Origin of the sequence: Nocardia jiangsuensis (assembly GCF_042650385.1) — a bacterium.
In the GTDB taxonomy this organism is placed as follows: domain Bacteria; phylum Actinomycetota; class Actinomycetes; order Mycobacteriales; family Mycobacteriaceae; genus Nocardia; species Nocardia jiangsuensis.
The window spans coordinates 382,583-400,923 of record NZ_JBHSAX010000014.1; the positions used below are offsets into that span (position 1 = coordinate 382,583).

Sequence of the window (18,341 nt, forward strand, 5' to 3'; positions counted from 1 at the left end):
CCTCGAAGGTTGCCCTGAACGCCCACCGTGTGCGGGCGACGAGCTTTTCTACCACGAAGTTCCGACTAAATCGGCATCGCGTTCGTGACCGAATGCCGATCAATAGCCAAGGATTCGATCTGCAATCTTTCATTCTGACGAGTCATGCGCCTGCCAGGTCAATCACACTTCTCCTACCTGGGCTTTCCCGCCGACCCCCGGATACCGGGGTCGATGAGGGTAAAATCCAACTCGGAGTTCGCGGATAGTCGTGCCCCTACAATTTGTGGCGCCTCGCAAATCCGCTACTCCCCCTCTTTGTCCTCGTCCTTCTTCTCGCACTTGACCACCGGCACCGGGTCGTACTTGACCGTGCGGGTGTGCCGAGAGATCTCCTGACCGGACCTGGCATCGCGGATGATGCGGGTGTCGGAGATGGTGAAGCCGGGGGCACCGCTCGAAGCGATGCAGTCCTTGCCCTCGGGCAGGGTCACGGTGGTCGGCTCGGTGGGCTTCGTGCGTTCGCCGGTGACGGATTCGACGTTCACCGTCTTGGTGCCCCAGAGCCGGACGGTGATGTCCGACCCGCCGGCGAGAGCCTCGATATAGATGCCGTTTTCGGTGTTGTTCCGGAATTGCAGATCGATGGCGCCGTCGAAAACGGTGGCTTCGCGAGCGGCCGGGTAGCGCGAGATGTAGTAGCTGTGCTCGGTGTGGCCCGCGTCCTCCATTCCGGCGAAGTACGCGGCGTTGTAGAGGGTGGTGGCGAATTGGCTGATGCCGCCGCCGACGGCGGTGCTCGGCCTGCCGTGGTCGATGATGCCGGATTCCACATAGCCCTCGGCGGCGCCGCGCGGGCCGGTGTATTCATTGAGCGAGAAAGTGTCGCCCGGTTTCACGACGGCGCCGTTCACTTTTTGGGCGACGGTGCGGATATTCACGCCGGAGGGGCCGCTGAATCCGCTGGTGGTGAAGGCGCCGACCGGCTCGACGATCCGCAGCGCCTCGGCGGCCTGGGTGGTGAGCTTCGGCTCGACCTTCTCGTACACGGCCTGGCCGCTGCGGCCCGCGCCGGAGGCGACGGCGAGCGCGGCCAGTTGCTCCAGCGTCTTCGGCCAGTTCACCTTCTCGCCGACGATGCCTGGCACCACCCTGGCCGATCCGCCGCCGACGGCGAACGAGGCGTCCTTCGGCTCCACCTCGGACTTGGCCAGCTGCGGGGCGAGCAGCCCGGTGAGCGCGGGCACGTCGAAGACCGGGGCGAGGCCGCCGGAGCCGTCCGGGACGAAGGTGAGGACCGTCGCGGTCTGCGCGGGGGTGAGCTCGGCGTCGCCGTCGCGGCCCGTGAAGCGGATGGGGGCGCTGACGGCGGGCTGCGCGACGGCGCGCAGGGTCTCGTCGACGGCCTCGGGGCGCACGGTGAGCGGGGCGGGCATGACAGGGAGATCGAGCGTCTGCGCGGTCACCCAGCCGTTCAGCAGGGTGTCGCGGGCGCCTGCGCCGTCCAGCACCCGGCCCTGCACCGGCGGCACGCCGACCGGGCGGGTGCCGTCGAAGCGGATGGTGCCCTCGACGGTCGGGATGTCGTGCACCCGGATCTCGGTGAAGGTGCGGTCGAGTGCGGCCTCGTCGACGGCGGTGGCCACCGGGACCTCGCGGGTGGTGAAGAAGGAGGCGAGGCGGGTGAACGGGTTGGCCGGCTGGTCGCCGACCCTGGCCCAGGTGCCGTCCCAGTCGATCTCCAGGCCGGCGGCGGCGGGGACGATCTGCTCGCGGACGTCGGCGATGGTGAGGTCGAGGGGCTGGGTGGAGCGGGCCTCGTAGCGGGAGCGCAGGACGACGTCGGCCTTGGCGGTGTCCATGCCGCCGACGTCGATGCCCGCGACGACGGTGCCGCGCGGGACCTGGCCGGAGGAGAGGAACCAGTCGGCGGCGTAGGCGAGGCCGGCGACGGCGAGGACCGCGCCTGCGGCTATGCCCGCTTTGCGGGCGGCGTTCGACTTGAGGAAGTCGGCGAAGGTGCGTTGCTGCGGTCGGCCGCCGCGCGAGGGGCGGGCGCCGTTGCCGCCTGCGCGGGAGCGGGTGTTCGCGGGCGGGCGAGTGTCGATGCCCGCACGGGCGCGCGAGTTCGGGCCCGGTACGCCGGGGCGGGCTGCGCCTGCGCGGGGACCGGCGTCGGAGCGGCCGCCCGGACCGGAACCGCCGTCAGGCCGGGGGCCGTGGCCGGAACCGCCGTCAGGCCGGGGGCCGTGGCCGAGATTGCCATCGGGGCGGGGGCCGGACTCGAAGCCGCCATCACCGCGCCCACCGGGGCCAATACCGCCATCGGGGCGTGCGCCAGGAGCGAAACCGCCGTCACCGCGCCCGCCGAACCCGGCACCGCCATCGGGACGCGAGGCGAAACCGCCATCACCGCGCCCATCAGGACCAGGACGCGCACCGGGGGCGAAACCGCGCCCGCCGCGACCAGCATCGCCGTCGGGACGCGCACCAGGGACGGAACCACCGTCACCCCGTCCACCGGGCCCGGAAGCGCCATCGGCGCGCCCGCCCGGCCCGGCACCCACATCGGAACGCCCGCCGGGAGCGAGGCCGGGCCCACCGTCGCCGGACGCCTCCGCCCCCTCCGGCTCACCCCAGAAGGCGAAACCGGCCCCGGCACTCCGCACCGGCGCCCCGCGCGGCGGGCTCTGCACCGGCTGCGTCGAGGCACGCGGATTCCACGCCTCGAGCTCCTCGGTCTCCGTCTCACCGGCGATAGCGGGCCCCTCGGCCCGGCCGCGCGGCACCTGCGTCGGATTCCGATGATTGACGAACTGCTCGGTTGGGTACTGATCGGTGGATGACACCGGAGCCGACGAGGCACCCGGATCGGGAGCCTGGGTGCCTTCGAGGAGCCTGCGCAACCCCACTTCGGTCCCGGAACGGCGGTCACGCCGCCCCGAACTCGACTCGTCGGTCACGAACGGTCCTCCCCGCTGAAATGCACTTGCCGGACCCACACGGCGCGGGTCCTCGCCCACGATAATGGGCCACCCCGACGTCAGCAGCACGGGCGAGCGGTGGCAAATCACCCGCAACGCCGGTGGCCGACACGCCGAAGGGCTCCGCGCAGTTGCCGGGTCGGGGGTCTGGCAACTACGCGGAGCCCACCTGCATATCGGCACCCCACACGGGGCGTTACAGCCCGCGGGGAAATTTCTTCGGGTTCCGCTCGATCACATCGGACTGTGAGTTGCCGCCCCCGCGCGGAAGAATCGAGGCCACGGCCCCCGGGGTCGTCGCACCGCGGGCACCGGCACCGACGAACGAGGAGTGGAACGGCATGCAGCTGGGAATGATCGGCCTTGGCCGGATGGGGGCGAACATCGTCCGCCGGGTGGTCGCGGACGGGCACACCGCCGTCGGCCTCGACCGGCAACACAGCAACATCGAAGCGCTCACCGGCGAGCTGGGTAGCACGTTCGTGGGGACCACCGAGTTGGCCGACTTCGTCGGTGCGCTGCAGGCGCCGCGGGTGGTGTGGGTGATGATCCCGGCCGGTGCGACCAGCGCCCTCATCGATCAGGTCGCCGAACTGCTGGAGCCGGGTGACATCGTCATCGACGGCGGCAACAGCCGCTACCACGAGGACATCGCGCGGGCCGCGAAGCTGAAGCCGCTCGGGCTGCACTACGTCGATATCGGCACCTCGGGCGGGGTCTTCGGCCGCACCCGCGGGTTCTGCCTGATGATCGGCGGCGAGGCGGAGGCGGTCGCGCACCTGGACCCGCTGCTGCAGTCGATCGCCCCCGGTTTCGAGACCGCCGAGCGGACCCCTGGCCGCACCGGCGAGCCCGCCCCCGCCGAGCGGGGGTACCTGCACTGCGGCCCGGCCGGGGCGGGGCACTTCGTGAAGATGGTGCACAACGGCATCGAGTACGGGGCGATGGCGGCGTACGCGGAGGGGCTCAACATCCTGCACCGGGCGAACCTCGGCACGGTCGACCCGAAGGAGTTCTCCGCCGAGGAGACGCCCCTGGAGCGGCCCGAGTTGTACCGCTACGACCTGGACGTGCCGGAGATCACCGAGGTGTGGCGGCGCGGGTCGGTGGTCGCCTCCTGGTTGCTCGATCTCACCGCCGCCGAGTTGCACGCCGATCCGAACCTGGACGCGTTCGGGGGGCGGGTCTCCGATTCCGGGGAGGGGCGGTGGACGCTCGACGCCGCGATCGACACCGGCGTCCCGGTCCCGGTCCTCGCCTCGGCGCTGTTCGCGCGGTTCTCGTCGCGGGGGGAGGCGCAATATGCGGACAAGGTGCTGTCCGCCATGCGGAAGGCGTTCGGGGGGCATGAGGAGTTGGCCGGCGGGTGAGTCGGCAGAATCCTGCCGAATCGGGGTCTTGGCGCGCACTCTTTCCGCAGATCCAGTCCGATCGGCGGAATTCTGCCGATTCAGCGTACAATCGCTGCGGAAGCAGTTGCCGGTGGCCGGACCGGCAGAATTCTGCCGGTCGGGAGGTCGCATGTCGTTGCAGGAGATCGGCAGCGCCATTCGTGCTGCCCGGCGCCGGTATCGGCTGACCCAGGAGCAGCTGGCGGAACTCGCGGGCACCTCGACCCGCACCGTCCGCGAAATCGAGCACGGAGCCGGCTCGACCGGCATCGGCACCGTCGCCGCCGTCGCGGGAACAGTCGGCCTCACGATCGGCATCGTTGAATGAGTGATCTCCAGGACTTGCGGCGCGCCGCAGCGGCCGACGTCTTCAAGGGGGGCCGACGTGCGGCGCGACTCACCCGGCACCCGGACGGTGGCGTCGACTTCGGCTACTACCCCGACTACCTCCCGGACGGCGAGCCGATCGCCTTCACTCTCCCGGTCGCGCCCAACACAGTGCACCGTCCAGCCGGCGCGGTGCCACCGTTCTTCGCGGGGCTCCTGCCGGAGGGACGACGGCTCACCGTCCTGCAGCGCGCGGTGAAGACCAGCGCAGATGACGAGTTGAGCCTGCTGCTCGCCGTCGGCACCGACGCCCCCGGGGACGTGCAGGTGATTCCCGCCGGGCAGTTGCCTGCCGACACCCCAGCGCTGGTGCACAATGCCGAGCCGAGGGACCTCGAGTTCAGCCGGCTGCTCGACTCCGTCGATCCGCACGCCATCCCGGGAGTGCAACCCAAGGCCAGCGCCTCGATGATCAGCTTTCCGCTGACCACGCACCTCGGCAGCTTCATCCTGAAACTGCCGCAGCCGGAGTACCCGCACCTGATCGAAAACGAATTCGCACACATGCAGGCCGCGCGCGACCTGCGCGTCCCGGTCGCGGAAGCCGAGCTCGTCACCGATCGCACCGGTGCTACCGGACTACTTGTGCGCCGCTTCGACCGGACCTCTGAGTCCGGCCGCCTCGCCTTCGAGGACGCGGGACAGGTGTTCGGCCTGCCGCCCGCGTCCAAGTACCTGCCGGAGAGCGCCGACCTCGTCCGGGCGCTGTCCGGCGTCACCGCCGCACCCGCCGTCGCGGTGCGAAACCTGTACCTGCAGTTCTTCTTCGCCTGGCTGACCGGCAACGGTGACCTGCACGCCAAGAACGTCGGCGTGCTCCGCGACTCCGACGGCGCCTGGGCGATCGCACCGATCTACGACATCACGAGCACCCTCATCTACGACGACGACGCAATGGCGCTTCCCATCGCGGGCCGCACCCGCAACCTGCGCGCCAGGGACTGGATCGCCTTCGCCACCGACATCGGACTCGCCGAGCGCGCCGCCACCTCCGCCCGGAGCATCGCCCTGCGTGCAGCCGAGGCGGTCGACCACGCCCGCCTCCCCTTCACCGGATCGCCCCTGCGCCGCCTCGAACGCGAACTACGCGCCCGACGCTACGAACTGGACCGCTTCTGAACGCTGAACCGACCGCGCGAGAGCGGCACCTGGGGGCGGGAACCCGGGCGCCGCCGCGATCGGGCCGGCCGCGTCGATCGCCGCAGCGCGCGGAGGTCAACGATCGAACGGTGATACCGAGGAAGCATCGTGCCAGGCGAGCCCGGACACGAAAGCGGCACCCGGGGTGAGACCCCGGGTGCCGCAACAGAAAAGGGCGATGAGCTACCGCTCGATGATCGCCACGACTCCCTGCCCACCCGCGGCGCAGATGGAGACGAGCGCCCGGCCCCCACCGTTCTCGGCGAGCAACTTGGCGGTCGAGGCAACGATCCGCCCGCCGGTGGCGGCGAACGGGTGCCCGGCGGCGAGCGAGGAGCCGTTGACGTTGAGCTTGCTGCGGTCGATCGGGCCGAGCGCGGCGTCGAGGCCGAGTCGCTCCTTGCAGTAGGCGTCGGATTCCCAGGCGGCGAGGGTGCAGAGGACGACGGAGGCGAAGGCCTCGTGGATCTCGTAGTAGTCGAAGTCCTGCAGGGTGAGGCCGTTGCGGGCGAGCAGCCGGGGCACGGCGTAGGTGGGGGCCATGAGCAGGCCGTCGGGGCCGTGGATGTAGTCGACGGCGGCGACCTCGCTGTCCACCAGGTGCGCGAGGACCGGGAGGTTGCGCTCGGCGGCCCATTCCTCGCTGGAGAGCAGCACCGCGGAGGCGCCGTCGGTGAGCGGGGTGGAGTTGCCCGCGGTCATGGTGGCGTCGCCCGCCTTGACGCCGAAGACCGGCTTCAGGGTGGCGAGCTTCTCGATGGTGGAGCCGGGGCGCAGGTTGTCGTCCCTGGTCAGGCCGAGGAACGGGGTGATGAGATCGTCGAAGAAACCGCGGTCGTAGGCGGCGGCCATGTTCCGGTGCGAGAGGTAGGCGAGCTCGTCCTGCGCCTCGCGGGGGATGCCGAACTCCTTCGCCGTGATGGCGGCGTGCTCGCCCATGGAGAGGCCGGTGCGCGGCTCGGCGTTGCGCGGGATCTCGATGCCGACCATGCCGGGCCGCAACCGGCCGACGAGCTTGGCGCGGTCCTTGCCGGTCTTGGCGCGGTTGACGTCGAGAAGCAGCTCGCGCAGCCCCTCGCTGACGCCGATCGGGGCGTCCGAGGTGGTGTCGGTGCCGCCGCCGATGCCCGCCTCGATGCGGCCGAGCGCGATGGCATCGCCGACGGTGACGACGGCCTGCAGGCCGGTGCCGCAGGCGAGCTGCAGATCGTGCGCGGGAGTGTACGGCGAGAGGGTGCTGCCGAGTACGCTCTCCCGGATCAGGCTGTGCTCGCCGACCCGCTTGAGCACCGCGCCGCCTGCGACCATCCCGAGCCGCTCGCCCTGCAGCCCGAACCGGCTGACCAGCCCGTCCAGTGCCGCGGTGAACATGTCCTGATTGGAAGCGTGCGCGTAGGCCTTGTCGGAACGGGCAAACGGAATGCGGTTGCCGCCCACGATCGCGACCGGGCGCGTGGACGTGTTCTTGGCTGAGGTGGTCACTCGTGTCTCCCCGTCGTGGTCGGTGTTTACACTAAACTTACTCTGGAGTAAGTTATTTGTCGACACAGCACCCCAGCACGCCGACATCCGAGAGAAAAGGTAGGAACAGTGGCCAAGTCCTCTGCCGCCAAAGGTGCGCCCAACCTCTACGGCTCCTTCGTCCACTCCGGCCCCGGCAAGTTCCTGGCGGGGAAGCTGGGGCTGCCGCAGCCGGAAGCGCTGCGCCGCTACAAGCAGGGTGAACCGGCACTGCCCGGCCCGGTGCTGCTCGGCGGCAAGGGCCGGGTGGCCGAGCCGATCCGCGCGCTGCTCACCGACTACACCTTCGCCGACACGCTCGCCCAGGGCACCAAGTACGGCGCGCTGGTCTTCGACGCCACCGGCATCGGCACCGTGGAGGAGCTGTCGCAGCTCTTCGAGTTCTTCCAGCCGGCCATGCGCAGCATCGCGCCCTCCGGCCGGGTGCTCGTCGTCGGCACCACCCCGGAGTTGACCGCTTCGGCCGACGAGCAGATCGCGCAGCGCGCGCTGGAGGGCTTCACCCGCAGCGTCGGCAAGGAGCTGCTCCGCGGCGGCACCGCGCAGCTGGTCTACCTGCACCCGGAGGCCGCCCCCGCCGCGACCGGGCTGGAGTCCACGCTGCGCTTCGTGCTCTCGGCCAAGTCCGCGTTCGTGGACGGCCAGGTCATCCGGGTCGGCAAGGACGACGCCGCGGTCACCGGGCTGGACTGGGATCGCCCGCTGGCGGGCAAGATCGCCGTGGTCACCGGCGCGGCGCGCGGCATCGGCGCCACCATCGCCGAGGTCTTCGCGCGCGACGGCGCCACCGTGATCGTGGCCGACATCCCGGCCGCCGGCGAGGCGCTCTCGCAGACCGCGAACAAGGTCGGCGGCACCGCGCTGGCGCTCGACGTCACCGCGCCGGACGCCGCCGAGAAGCTGGCCGAATTCGTCACCGGCCGCTTCGGCAAGCTGGACATCATCGTGCACAACGCCGGTATCACCCGCGACAAGCTGCTCGCCAACATGGACGAGGGCCGCTGGAACTCGGTCATCAACGTCAACCTGGCCGCGCCGCACCGGATCACCGAGGGGCTGGTCGCCAGGGGCGCGCTCGCCGATGGCGGCCGGGTGATCGACGTCTCCTCGATCGCGGGCATCGCGGGCAACCGCGGCCAGACCAACTACGGCGCCTCCAAGGCCGGCGTTATCGGCATGGTGAACGCCGAGGCGCCGAGGCTGGCGGAGCAGGGCATCACCATCAACGCGGTGGCCCCCGGCTTCATCGAGACCGCGATGACCGCGGCCATCCCGGTCGCCACCCGCGAGGGCGGGCGGCTGCTCAGCTCGCTGCTGCAGGGCGGGCAGACCGTCGACGTCGCGGAGACCATCGCCTACTTCGCCGGTCCGGCCTCGAACGCGGTGAACGGCAACATCCTCCGCGTCTGCGGCCAGGCCATGATCGGGGCGTGACGGTGCCCGTGAGCAAAGAGACCGACGTGGTCACCCTGGACCAGCCGAAGTCGAACGGCAGCCTGTACCTGAAGGCCGCGCTCGGCGCGGTGCCGCTCGGCAAGCGCAGCTCCGATATCCCGGATCGGGCGATCAAGCTGGACGGCCTCCGGGTCGACCCGGAGCACCTGGCCGCGTACTGCCGGGCCACCGGGCTGCGCTTCAGCGACGCGCTGCCGCTCACCTACCCGTTCATCCTCACCTTCCCGGTGGTGATGCAGCTGGTGGTGGCGCGCGACTTCCCGTTCGTCGCGGTCGGTGCGGTGCACGCGGAGAACCTGATCGAGCGGACCAGGGACATCTCGGTCGCCGAGCCGCTCGACATCACCGCGCACATCGAGAACCTGCGCGAGCACCCGAAGGGGCTGCTGGTCGACGCGATCAGCGAGATCCGGGTCGGGCGCGAGCTGGTCTGGCGGCAGGTGACGACCTTCCTGCACCAGCAGCGCACCTCGCTCTCCGGCGGGCCGAAGGCCGAGCCGAAGCCGGACGAGGTCCCGCCGCCGCCGCTGCTCACCTGGCGGCCGGATCAGAAACAGATCAGCCGGTACGCGGCCGCCTCCGGCGACCGCAACCCGATCCACGTCTCGGCGCTCGGCGCCAAGGCATTCGGGTTCCCGAAGCCGATCGCGCACGGCATGTGGTCGGCGGCCAAGATCCTCGGCGCGGTCGAGGGGCGGGTGCCTGGCAAGGTGGCGTACGCGGTGAAGTTCGGGAAGCCGATCCTGCTTCCCTCGTCGGTGAACGTCTACGCCGACCGGGTCGAGGGCGGGTGGGATCTCGCCCTGCGCAACCCGAAGAAGGGGTATCCGCACCTCACCGGCACGCTGCGCTGAGTTTCGCGGCGGCGGGAGACCGCACCTCCCAGGGGGAGGTGCGGTCTTTCTCGTTTCAGCAGTTGCAGTCGCAGCAGCCGCATTCGCAGCAATCGCAGTCGCTGCAGCAGCTGCTGCAATCGCAGCAACTGCCGCAGTCGCAGCCCGTCCGGGAGAGCCAGGCGTCCTTGCGCTCGCCGCTGCACGGGCGGCGGTGCGAGGCGAAACAGGCGTAGCCGGTGGGGTATTGGAAGAGCAGGCCGAGCCCCTCGAGCAGGTTCGGCTTCCGGCCGGGCGCCTCGGGGAAGACCGCGACGGGGTGGTGCCGGGGCGGGCGCTTGGCGCGCAGTAGGCCGAGGTCGTGGCCGAGGCGGTGCAGGAGCCCGTCGAGCGGGTCGAGGAGCACCCAGCGCACGGTCGGGGTGGTGTCGAGTCCGGCGTCGGTGATGGCGGTGTGCAGGCCGCGCTCGGCCTGCCGCATGGCGCGGTACGCCTCGACCCGGCCGGTGCCGGTGGCGGCGAGCGGGTTGAACTTGCCGGCGGCCAGGTCGTCGTCGAGGTCCTCGACGGCGTCGGCCAGGTGCGCCAGCGCGCCGAAGTGCCTGCCCACCGCGCGCAGCGGTTCGACGTTCTCCGGCTTGCCTGCCAGCACCGCGGTATGCGCGACGAGTTCGCCCGCGCAGAAGGCGCTGGGGGCGAGCAGGTCTTCCAGGGTGAGCTGGGCCTGCTGCTCCAGCCGGGACTGCTCGGCGATGGCCGCGACCATCGGCCCGATGTCCAACCCGATCGAACCCGCCTGGGCAGCTGCCTTTTTCGCCCAGCTCCCGGAGACCGCGGCGACCGGACGGCGCGCGCCGCGCCGGATGTCGCCGTCGCGGACGTGGTCCTCCAGCTTGGCCGAGCCGAGCAGCAGCGAGGCGGTGCTCGCCAGCCGGACCCCCGGCGAGACCGCGACCTCGGCCTTCCGCATGCCGCGCAGCGCGCACGGCCCGACCCCGGTGCGGACCGGGGCGACCGTCGACTGCGCCTCGGTGAGCACGGTCAGCGCCATGGCGTCGGTGTTCGTCGCGGTCCGGGCCAGCTGCCCGTGCTCGTCGCGGAGCCCGAGGCAGAGCCCGCACAGCTGGGCGTACCACTCGCCGGGATCTACCCCGTGTCTGACCGCGCCGTGCGGACACGGCGTGAGGACTCCGAACATCGCAACCTCTACTCGGACTTCTTGCGGCCTGCCAGACCGCGCCAGGCCAGGTCGTCGAGGAGGGCGACGGCCTCGGCGACCTCGATGCGGCCGCCGGCGACCCGGTCGGCGATGGCCTCGCCCGCACCGATCACGGCTGCGGCGACAATATCGAAGTTGGTGCTCGGATCGGCATAGCGGGCGCTGGATTCGAGTAGTTTCGCGGTGAGTTCGATGACCCGTTCCCTGGCGTTCTCGATCTCGGAGGCGAAGGTCTCCTGCCCGATCGCCTGCCGGTAGAGCACCTGCCAGGATTTGCGGTTGCTGTCGACGAAGCCGAGGAACCCCTCCAGCGCGGTGCGGAGCTGCTCGTGCGGGGTGAGCTGGGGATTTCCCGCCGGTGCGACGGACTCGATGAAGCGCAGCCCCTCGCGCTGGATGCAGGCGCGGAAGAGCTCGTCCTTGGAGCCGTAGTAGAGGTAGAGCATGGGCTTGGAGATCTTCGCCTCGGCGGCGATGGCGTCCATCGAGGTGTCGTGGAAGCCCTTCCGCGCGAACACCTCGACCGCGGCGTCCAGCATCTGCTGCTCCCGCACCGCCCGAGGGAGCCGCTTCGTTCCGCCCGCCATCCACTCTCTCCTACCGCATGGTGAGGCTCCTATATTACTCCAAGGTAAGTTCGCGCGAGCCCTGAATAGCCCAGCATTCGCCGGGAGCGCTCAGCAGGCGGGTAGCGCGCCCTTGTAGGCGGCCATGCGCAGCACCGAGGCGTCGACCCGCTGGAGCGGCAACCTGCCGGTGGCGACGGCCCGCTCCAGCCGGTCCAGCACCGACGGGACGGCGTCGGTGCTGATCCAGAGGGCATTGTCGGCGCCGGCGACCAGGGCGGCCTCGACCGCCTCCTCGATCGACATCCGGTCGGTGATCGCGGCCATGCCGCCCAGGTCGTCGGTGAAGATCGGGCCGGTGAACGGTGCGGCGCCGTAGCCGGTGCCGTCGCGCAGCAGCGTCATCACCTGGGGGCTGATGCTCGCGGGGACGTTCGCGGTGGTCAGGCCGGGCACGTCGAGGTGCCCGATCATGACGCCGAGGCCGGAGCCGACCAGGTTGCGGAACGGGACCAGATCGCTGGCCTGCAGCTGGGCGAAGGGCGGGGTGCGCACGGCGCCGGTGTGCGAATCGCCGGAGCCGGAGCCGTGGCCGGGGAAGTGCTTGAGCACCCCGCCGACGCCGGTCTCGCGCAGGGCGCGGATGTAGGCGTCCGCGTAGGCGGTGACGACAGCCGGGTCGGCGGAGAACGAGCGGTCGCCGATCACGGTGTCGTCCGGCTGGCTGCTGACGTCGATATCGGGGGCGAAGTTCACGGTGACGCCGAGCTCGCGCAGCTTGGCGAGGCGCTGCACCGAGGCGGTGTAGAACTCGTCCGGGCTCATGGTCTGCGCGACCACGCGGGAGGACGGCGCTACGCCGATCAGGTCCTTCACCCGGGAGACGCGGCCGCCCTCCTCGTCGATGGTGACCATGAGCGGGATCGCCGACGCCGCCTGCACCGGCTTGATCTGGCCACCGGCGAGCAGGCCGCGGTCGGTCCAGCCGCCGATGAAGATGCCGCCGATCTGCTCGGTGCGCACCACGTTCGCCGCGTCCTCGGCGTCGGTGACGCCGACGGTGAGCAGCTGGGCCAGCTTCTGCCTGGTGCCGAGGGGGGCGAGGAACTCGGCGCCGCAGTCGCGGGCGACGGTGGTGACCGCCGGGGGCGCGGTGACCGGGGCGGTGGTGGTGGTCTCGGTGGCGGTGCGGGCGACGTCGCCGCTCGAACAGGCGGTGGCGGCCGCGGCGACGAGGGCGAGCAGCAGCAGTGGCGGTCTCCGCATGGGGGTTCACGGTAGTGGTGGCGGCCGCCGGGGTCGGCGGCGGGTGGATTGCGGGGGTGTTTCGCGCGGCGTTCCGGGTGTGACGGGGGACGGCGGGGTTCGCGGGACGGGTGTTTCGCGGTCGTTTCAGGCGCTCGGCGACGAGCCTTGTCTACGGCTCGTAGTGCTCGTAAAGCATTGCCGCACAACATTTTACGAGAAGCACAGCGGTGGCGGATCGGTGAGATAGCGGAAATGCGCACTTGTTCCCGACGTAACCATTCGGCAATCGCGCACTCGTGTACTCGATGACATCCCGAAACGCACTATTCCCCGAGGAGTCCCGGTGTCCGCACCCACCACGACCGATATCGACAAGGCCATCGAGGCGAACATCGCCGCATCGCTGGCGGAGATCCCGCACCCGGCGCTGCCGAAGGGCAGCAATATCTACGGCGCCACCAAGATCTTCCCGGACTACAGGGCGGAGGCGGGCGAGACCTACTTCACCCTGGTGCACGGGATCGCGCACGAATCCTCGGTGAGCTTCGTCGCGATCCTGCAGGCGACGAGGGCGCTGCGGAAGGGGTTCGAGTCGGCCATCTACTTCTACGGGCCGGGCGCCATCAACGCCATCGCCACCCGCGGCTTCCCGACCACCGGTGACAGCGGGTTCCCCGGCGAGCAGAACATCAACGACGCGCTGGCGACCTTCATCAAGGAGGGCGGGAAGGTGTTCGCCTGCCGGTTCGGGCTCGCGCTGCACGGTGCGCGCGAGGAGGACCTGATCGAGGGTGTCATCCCGGCGCACCCGCTGGACGTGCAGGACGCGCTGATCCACTACGCCCGCAAGGGCGCCATCATCAACTCGACCTACCAGCTGTAGGACCGGCGATGAGCAATCTGTCCACCCGGATCGATCTGGCGCTGCTCGGTGTCCGCGTCGACGCGCCGGTCTCGCGGCGCGCGGGCGCCGGGCCGAGCGATGACGGCCACGTGCTCATCGGGGGTGTCGGCGCGGCGATCCCCCTGCGATCGGACAGCCCGTATTCGGTGCGGGACAACAGGTTGCTGCTGGACGGCGCCGATCTGGGGCTCGAGGTCGAGCCGGTGCGCAGGCCCGCCTTCTACGACCTGCGCACCGCCGACGGGGTCGGCTACGACCGGATCGCCCGACTGCACGGCAAAGACGTGCTGGCCACGACCGTCGTGCAGACCTGCATCCGGTACGGCGCGGAGCAGCGCTGCCGGTTCTGCGCCATCGAGGCGTCGCTGGCCGCGGGCGACACCGTCGCGGTGAAGCGGCCGGAGCAGCTGGCCGAGGTCGCCGCGGCGGCGGTGCGGCTGGACGGGGTGCGGCAGATGGTGATGACCACCGGTACCTCGGCGGCGAAGGACCGCGGGGCGCGGCACCTGGCCCGCTGCGTGCGGGCGGTGAAGAGGGCGGTTCCTGAACTGGCTGTTCAGGTGCAGTGCGAGCCGCCGGGAGATCTGGCGACGCTCGGCGAGCTGCGGGCGGCGGGAGCCGATTCCATCGGCATCCACGTGGAGTCGCTGGACGACGCGGTGCGCGCCCGCTGGATGCCGGGCAAGGCGACGGTTCCGCTGGCCGAGTACCGGGCCGCGTGGGCGGAGGCGGTTCGGGTCTTCGGCCGCAACCAGGTCTCGACGTACCTGCTGGTGGGGTTGGGCGAGGATCCGGATGAGCTGGTGGCGGGGGCGGCCGAGCTGATCGAGCTCGGGGTCTACCCGTTCGTCGTCCCCTTCCGCCCGCTCGCCGGGACACTCGCGGTGGATGCCGACCGGGCGGTGGCGCCACCATCCGCGCTGGTGCGCGACGTGACCGTCCGGGTCGGCGCCCTGCTCGAGGCGGCGGGGATGCGGGGGTCGGGCCAGAAGGCAGGCTGCGCCGCCTGCGGAGCCTGCAGCCTCCTCCAGAACGCCGGAGGCTGAGATGACCGCCATCTCCGCCGACGCCGAAATCAGCCGAGCCGCGGAACGCGATGCGATATACCGGGCGATGAGCTGGAGCGACCTGCTCACGGGGCAGCGCCCGACGCACGCACCCGACTTCAGCGTGCTCACCGGCCCGGCCCCCGACCCGTTCCTCATCCACCCCGCCGACCGGGCCGGCCTCCTCGCCTACCGGGATCTGCGCCGCGAAGCCTTCGTCCGCGACCAGGCCCTGTTCGCGGGAACGGACCGCGACGACCTCGACGACGACCCCCGCACGATCGTGCTGGTGGCGAAAGCCGAGGACGGCACCGTCCTCGGCGGTGTCCGGCTGGCCCCCGCCACCGACCCCGACATCGGCTGGTGGACCGGCAGCCGCCTGGTGGTGCACCCGCACCTGCGCACCGCGGGCGTCGGCGCCGCCCTGGTCCGCGCCGCCTGCGCACACGCCGAGAACGCGGACGTCCTCCGCTTCGAGGCCACCGTCCAAACCGCACATGCGAAACTCTTCGCCCGCCTCGGCTGGGAACGCCTCGGCAGCACCGCGATCAACGGCAGACCGCACATCGCCATGCGCTGGCCGATCGACCGGATCGAACGGCTCACCAACGCCACGAAGGCACTGCTCGCCGACGTCCTCGCGCCCCTGGCGACCGCGAACAACCTCGGCGGCACCGGTTTCCGCGGCGACGACGGCGCCCCGGTACCGGGCAGCGACCTGATCGCCGCCTGCGACGCCATCCTCCCGTCGATGGTCGAGCGCGACCCCGAGTGGGCGGGCTGGTGCGCGGTCCTGGTCAACCTCAACGACCTGGCCGCCATGGGCGCCGACCCGGTCGGGCTGCTCGACGCCGTCGGCGCGCCCACCCGCTCGACGCTCACCGGGATCGTCCGCGGCCTGGCCGCCGCGGCCGAAGCCTGGAACGTCCCGGTCCTCGGCGGCCACACCCAGGTCGGCGTCCCCGCGGCCCTCTCGGTGACGGCGCTGGGCCGCACCCCGGCCCCGGTGCGCGGCGGCGGCGGCCGCCCCGGCCACGAACTGCGGCTGACCGCCGACACCGAGGGCGGCTGGCGACCGGGATACCACAGCAGGCAGTGGGATTCGACCTCCCGCCGCAGCGGCGCCGAGCTGCGCGCGCTCGGCCGGGTGGTCGCCTGGGCCGCACCGGCCGCGGCGAAGGACGTCAGCATGGCGGGCATCGCGGGGACGACCGGCATGCTCGCCGAGGCGAGCGGGCTCGGCGCGGAGCTGGACATCGCCCGCATCCCCCGGCCGGAGCAGGCAACCCTCGGCGCCTGGCTCACCTGCTTCCCCGGCTTCGCCATGCTCACCGCGGACCGCCCTGGCACCCCCGCACCCGCCACCGGCCCGGCCCGCTCCGCCGTCTGCGGCCGGCTGGTGCCCGGCGGCGGGGTGCGGCTGCGCTGGCCGGACGGCGCGACGACGACGGCGGTGCCAGGCACCGTCACTGGATTGGGAGAATCATGAACGACACCACCATCTCGGTGGCGGCCGCCGAATTCGGCCGCGATCTGGAGACCTGCTACCGCACCATCACCGAACTCGCCCGAACGGCCACAGAGCGCGGCAGCGACCTGCTGGTCCTGCCCGAGGCCTGCCTGGGTGGCTACCTGCCGAGCCTCGGCGGCGGCGACGAGAGCCGGGAGGCGAGGGAGCGCAGGCTGCGCAGCCTGCCGCCCGCGCTCGAGCTGGACGGCCCCGAGCTGCGCCGGGTCGCCGAGATCGCCGGCGACCTCGTCATCACGCTCGGCTTCTGCGAGGCCGACGGCGACGCCAGGTACAACGCCGCGGTCACGCTGCACGGCGACGGCGTGCTCGGCAGCTACCGCAAGGTGCACCAGCCGCTCGGCGAGAACCTCTGCTACAGCGCGGGTTCGGAGTACCGCGCCTTCGACACGCCGATCGGCCGGATGGGCATGCAGATCTGCTACGACAAGGCCTTCCCGGAGGCGGCGCGGGCACTGGCGCTGGACGGCGCCGAGATCGTCACCTCGCTCTCCGCCTGGCCCACCTCGCGCACCGCGACCGTGGAGCGGCTCGAGGACGACCGCTGGCTGCACCGCTTCGACATCTTCGACCGGGCCCGCGCGGTGGAGAACCAGCTGGTCTGGGTGGCCTCCAACCAGGCGGGGACCTTCGGCTCGCTGCGCTTCGTGTGCAGCGCCAAGATCGTCGGGCCGGGCGGCGAGATCCTGGCGACCACCGGGGTGCACCCCGGGCTGGCGACCGCGACCGTCGACGTGGCCGACGCGCTGGAGCGGGCCCGCGGCGGCGGCATGTACAACCTGCGCGACCGGCGGCCGGAGCTGTACCACAGCGTGGTGCGCGAGCACGGCGTCACCGGACGGACGGCTGTCCATGTCTGAGCAGCTCGCCCCCACCCTCTGCCCGCCACGGGTGCGGCACCATGACGTGATCGTGGTCGGCGCGGGCCAGGCCGGGCTCGCGGTGAGCTGGCACCTGACCCGCCGCGGCATCGACCATCTGCTGCTGGAGCGCGACACCACCGCGCACGAGTGGCGCGACGGCCGCTGGGACAACTTCACCCTGGTCACCCCGAATTGGCAGTGCGTCCTGCCCGGGTACGCCTACGACGGCCCCGACCCGGACGGCTTCATGGCGCGCGACGAGGTCTACCGCTTCGTCCGCGGCTACGCCGACAGCTTCGGCGCGCCGGTGCTCGAGCACGCCGGGGTGCGCGCCGTGACCAGGGCGCCGCGCGGTGGCTACGACCTGGAGACCGCGGCGGGCAGCTTCCACGCGAACCAGGTGGTGGTCGCGACCGGCGGCTACCACGTGCCGACGGTGCCGCGCTTCGCCGAGCGGCTGCCCGCCTCGATCACCCAGCTGCACTCCGCCGGGTACCGCAGCCCGGCCGCGCTGCCCGCTGGCGCGGTGCTGGTGGTCGGCACCGGGCAGTCCGGCGCGCAGATCGCCGAGGACCTGCACCTGGCCGGGCGCGAAGTGCACCTCGCGGTGGGCAACGCACCCCGGGTCGCCCGCTTCTACCGGGGCCGCGACTGCGTCGCCTGGCTGCACGACATGGGGCACTACGACGTCCCGATCGAGGACCAGCCCGGCGGAATCGGCAAGCGGGAGAACACCAACCACTACGTCACCGGGCGGGACGGCGGCCGCGACATCGACCTGCGCCGCTTCGCGCTGGAGGGGATGGCGCTCTACGGCCGGATGACCGGGCTCGACCCGGACGGCACCGCCCGCTTCGACACCTCGCTGGAGCGCTCCCTGGACGCCGCCGACGCGGTGGCCGACGGCATCAAGAACGCCATCGACGGCTACATCGCCCGCGCGGGCATCGACGCGCCGATGGAACCGCGCTACACCCCGGTCTGGCGGCCGGAGCACGAACGCACCGCGCTCGACCTGCGCGCGGCCGGGATCTCGGCGGTGGTGTGGTCGGTCGGGTTCCGCACCGACTACCGCTGGCTGCGGGCGGGTGTCTTCGACGGCGAGGGCCACCCGTGCCACAACCGCGGCGTCACCACCTCGCCCGGGCTGTACTTCGTCGGGCTGCCCTGGCTGCACACCTGGGGCTCGGGGCGGTTCGCGGCGATCGCGCGGGACGCCGAGTACCTGGCCGAGCGGATCGCGGCGGCCGCGACCGCCACGGTCGCGGCCTGAGGGG

The 18,341-nt window shown here is 71.6% G+C and carries 16 protein-coding genes; 11 read left to right on the forward strand and 5 right to left on the reverse strand.

The annotated features are described in order from the left end of the window. Positions 1-284: 284 nt before the first annotated feature. Positions 285-1,841 carry a VanW family protein gene (locus ACFO0B_RS16165; protein ID WP_378613278.1) on the reverse strand — a complete coding sequence of 519 codons (1,557 nt, stop codon included), beginning with the start codon at positions 1,839-1,841 and terminating at the stop codon, positions 285-287. A 357-nt stretch (positions 1,842-2,198) separates the two neighbouring features. Here ACFO0B_RS16165 and ACFO0B_RS16170 point away from each other — a divergent pair, with 357 nt between their 5' ends. From ACFO0B_RS16170 to ACFO0B_RS16185, 4 genes are all read left to right on the forward strand, one after another. Further along, complete coding sequence (locus ACFO0B_RS16170) at positions 2,199-2,825, forward strand: hypothetical protein (protein WP_378613279.1); 627 nt, start codon at positions 2,199-2,201, stop codon at positions 2,823-2,825. 479 nt (positions 2,826-3,304) lie between these two features. Then, a complete protein-coding gene (gene gnd, locus ACFO0B_RS16175) occupies positions 3,305-4,333 on the forward strand; it encodes a phosphogluconate dehydrogenase (NAD(+)-dependent, decarboxylating) (protein ID WP_378613280.1) in 1,029 nt (342 codons plus the stop codon). A 112-nt stretch (positions 4,334-4,445) separates the two neighbouring features. Further along, positions 4,446-4,682 carry a helix-turn-helix domain-containing protein gene (locus ACFO0B_RS16180; RefSeq protein WP_378613281.1) on the forward strand — a complete coding sequence of 79 codons (237 nt, stop codon included), beginning with the start codon at positions 4,446-4,448 and terminating at the stop codon, positions 4,680-4,682. Further along, positions 4,679-5,860, forward strand: coding sequence for a type II toxin-antitoxin system HipA family toxin (locus ACFO0B_RS16185; RefSeq protein ID WP_378613282.1), 1,182 nt, complete (start codon positions 4,679-4,681; stop codon positions 5,858-5,860). Before ACFO0B_RS16180 ends, ACFO0B_RS16185 begins: the two co-directional genes overlap by 4 nt. 204 nt (positions 5,861-6,064) lie before the next feature. On the opposite strand, the gene ACFO0B_RS16190 is transcribed toward ACFO0B_RS16185, so the two are convergent. After that, on the reverse strand, positions 6,065-7,363 hold the full coding sequence (locus ACFO0B_RS16190; protein ID WP_378613283.1) for an acetyl-CoA C-acetyltransferase: 1,299 nt from the start codon (positions 7,361-7,363) through the stop codon (positions 6,065-6,067). 108 nt (positions 7,364-7,471) lie between these two features. Here ACFO0B_RS16190 and ACFO0B_RS16195 point away from each other — a divergent pair, with 108 nt between their 5' ends. Both ACFO0B_RS16195 and ACFO0B_RS16200 read left to right on the forward strand, forming a co-directional pair. Further along, positions 7,472-8,836, forward strand: a complete 1,365-nt coding sequence (locus tag ACFO0B_RS16195; RefSeq protein ID WP_378613284.1) for a 3-oxoacyl-ACP reductase — start codon at positions 7,472-7,474, stop codon at positions 8,834-8,836. Between the two features lie 26 nt (positions 8,837-8,862). Then, the gene (locus tag ACFO0B_RS16200) at positions 8,863-9,711 is read left to right on the forward strand and encodes a MaoC family dehydratase (RefSeq protein ID WP_378613819.1); all 849 of its coding nucleotides are present in this window, start codon (positions 8,863-8,865) and stop codon (positions 9,709-9,711) included. Positions 9,712-9,766: 55 nt separating this feature from the next. Here ACFO0B_RS16200 and ACFO0B_RS16205 read toward each other — a convergent pair whose 3' ends face one another. The 3 genes from ACFO0B_RS16205 to ACFO0B_RS16215 form a co-directional block, all read right to left on the reverse strand. Continuing rightward, positions 9,767-10,888 carry a DUF5685 family protein gene (locus ACFO0B_RS16205; protein ID WP_378613285.1) on the reverse strand — a complete coding sequence of 374 codons (1,122 nt, stop codon included), beginning with the start codon at positions 10,886-10,888 and terminating at the stop codon, positions 9,767-9,769. An 8-nt stretch (positions 10,889-10,896) separates the two neighbouring features. After that, on the reverse strand, positions 10,897-11,496 hold the full coding sequence (locus ACFO0B_RS16210) for a TetR/AcrR family transcriptional regulator (protein WP_378613286.1): 600 nt from the start codon (positions 11,494-11,496) through the stop codon (positions 10,897-10,899). Between the two features lie 90 nt (positions 11,497-11,586). Next, the gene (locus ACFO0B_RS16215; protein ID WP_378613287.1) at positions 11,587-12,741 is read right to left on the reverse strand and encodes a glycoside hydrolase family 3 N-terminal domain-containing protein; all 1,155 of its coding nucleotides are present in this window, start codon (positions 12,739-12,741) and stop codon (positions 11,587-11,589) included. Between the two features lie 325 nt (positions 12,742-13,066). Between ACFO0B_RS16215 and ACFO0B_RS16220 the strand changes: the two genes are divergently transcribed. The 5 genes from ACFO0B_RS16220 to ACFO0B_RS16240 all read left to right on the forward strand — a co-directional run bounded on the left by ACFO0B_RS16220 (position 13,067) and on the right by ACFO0B_RS16240 (position 18,337). Next, complete coding sequence (locus tag ACFO0B_RS16220; RefSeq protein WP_378613288.1) at positions 13,067-13,606, forward strand: MSMEG_0572/Sll0783 family nitrogen starvation response protein; 540 nt, start codon at positions 13,067-13,069, stop codon at positions 13,604-13,606. Positions 13,607-13,614: 8 nt separating this feature from the next. Further along, positions 13,615-14,673 (forward strand): MSMEG_0568 family radical SAM protein, encoded by a 1,059-nt coding sequence (locus tag ACFO0B_RS16225; protein ID WP_378613289.1) that lies wholly within the window; start codon positions 13,615-13,617, stop codon positions 14,671-14,673. A gap of 67 nt (positions 14,674-14,740) precedes the next feature. Then, complete coding sequence (locus ACFO0B_RS16230; RefSeq protein ID WP_378613820.1) at positions 14,741-16,162, forward strand: MSMEG_0567/sll0787 family protein; 1,422 nt, start codon at positions 14,741-14,743, stop codon at positions 16,160-16,162. After that, positions 16,159-17,061 carry a carbon-nitrogen hydrolase family protein gene (locus tag ACFO0B_RS16235; RefSeq protein ID WP_378613290.1) on the forward strand — a complete coding sequence of 301 codons (903 nt, stop codon included), beginning with the start codon at positions 16,159-16,161 and terminating at the stop codon, positions 17,059-17,061. The genes ACFO0B_RS16230 and ACFO0B_RS16235 overlap by 4 nt, the downstream gene beginning before the upstream one ends. Further along, positions 17,054-18,337 (forward strand): MSMEG_0569 family flavin-dependent oxidoreductase, encoded by a 1,284-nt coding sequence (locus ACFO0B_RS16240; protein WP_378613291.1) that lies wholly within the window; start codon positions 17,054-17,056, stop codon positions 18,335-18,337. The genes ACFO0B_RS16235 and ACFO0B_RS16240 overlap by 8 nt, the downstream gene beginning before the upstream one ends. Positions 18,338-18,341 lie beyond the last annotated feature (4 nt).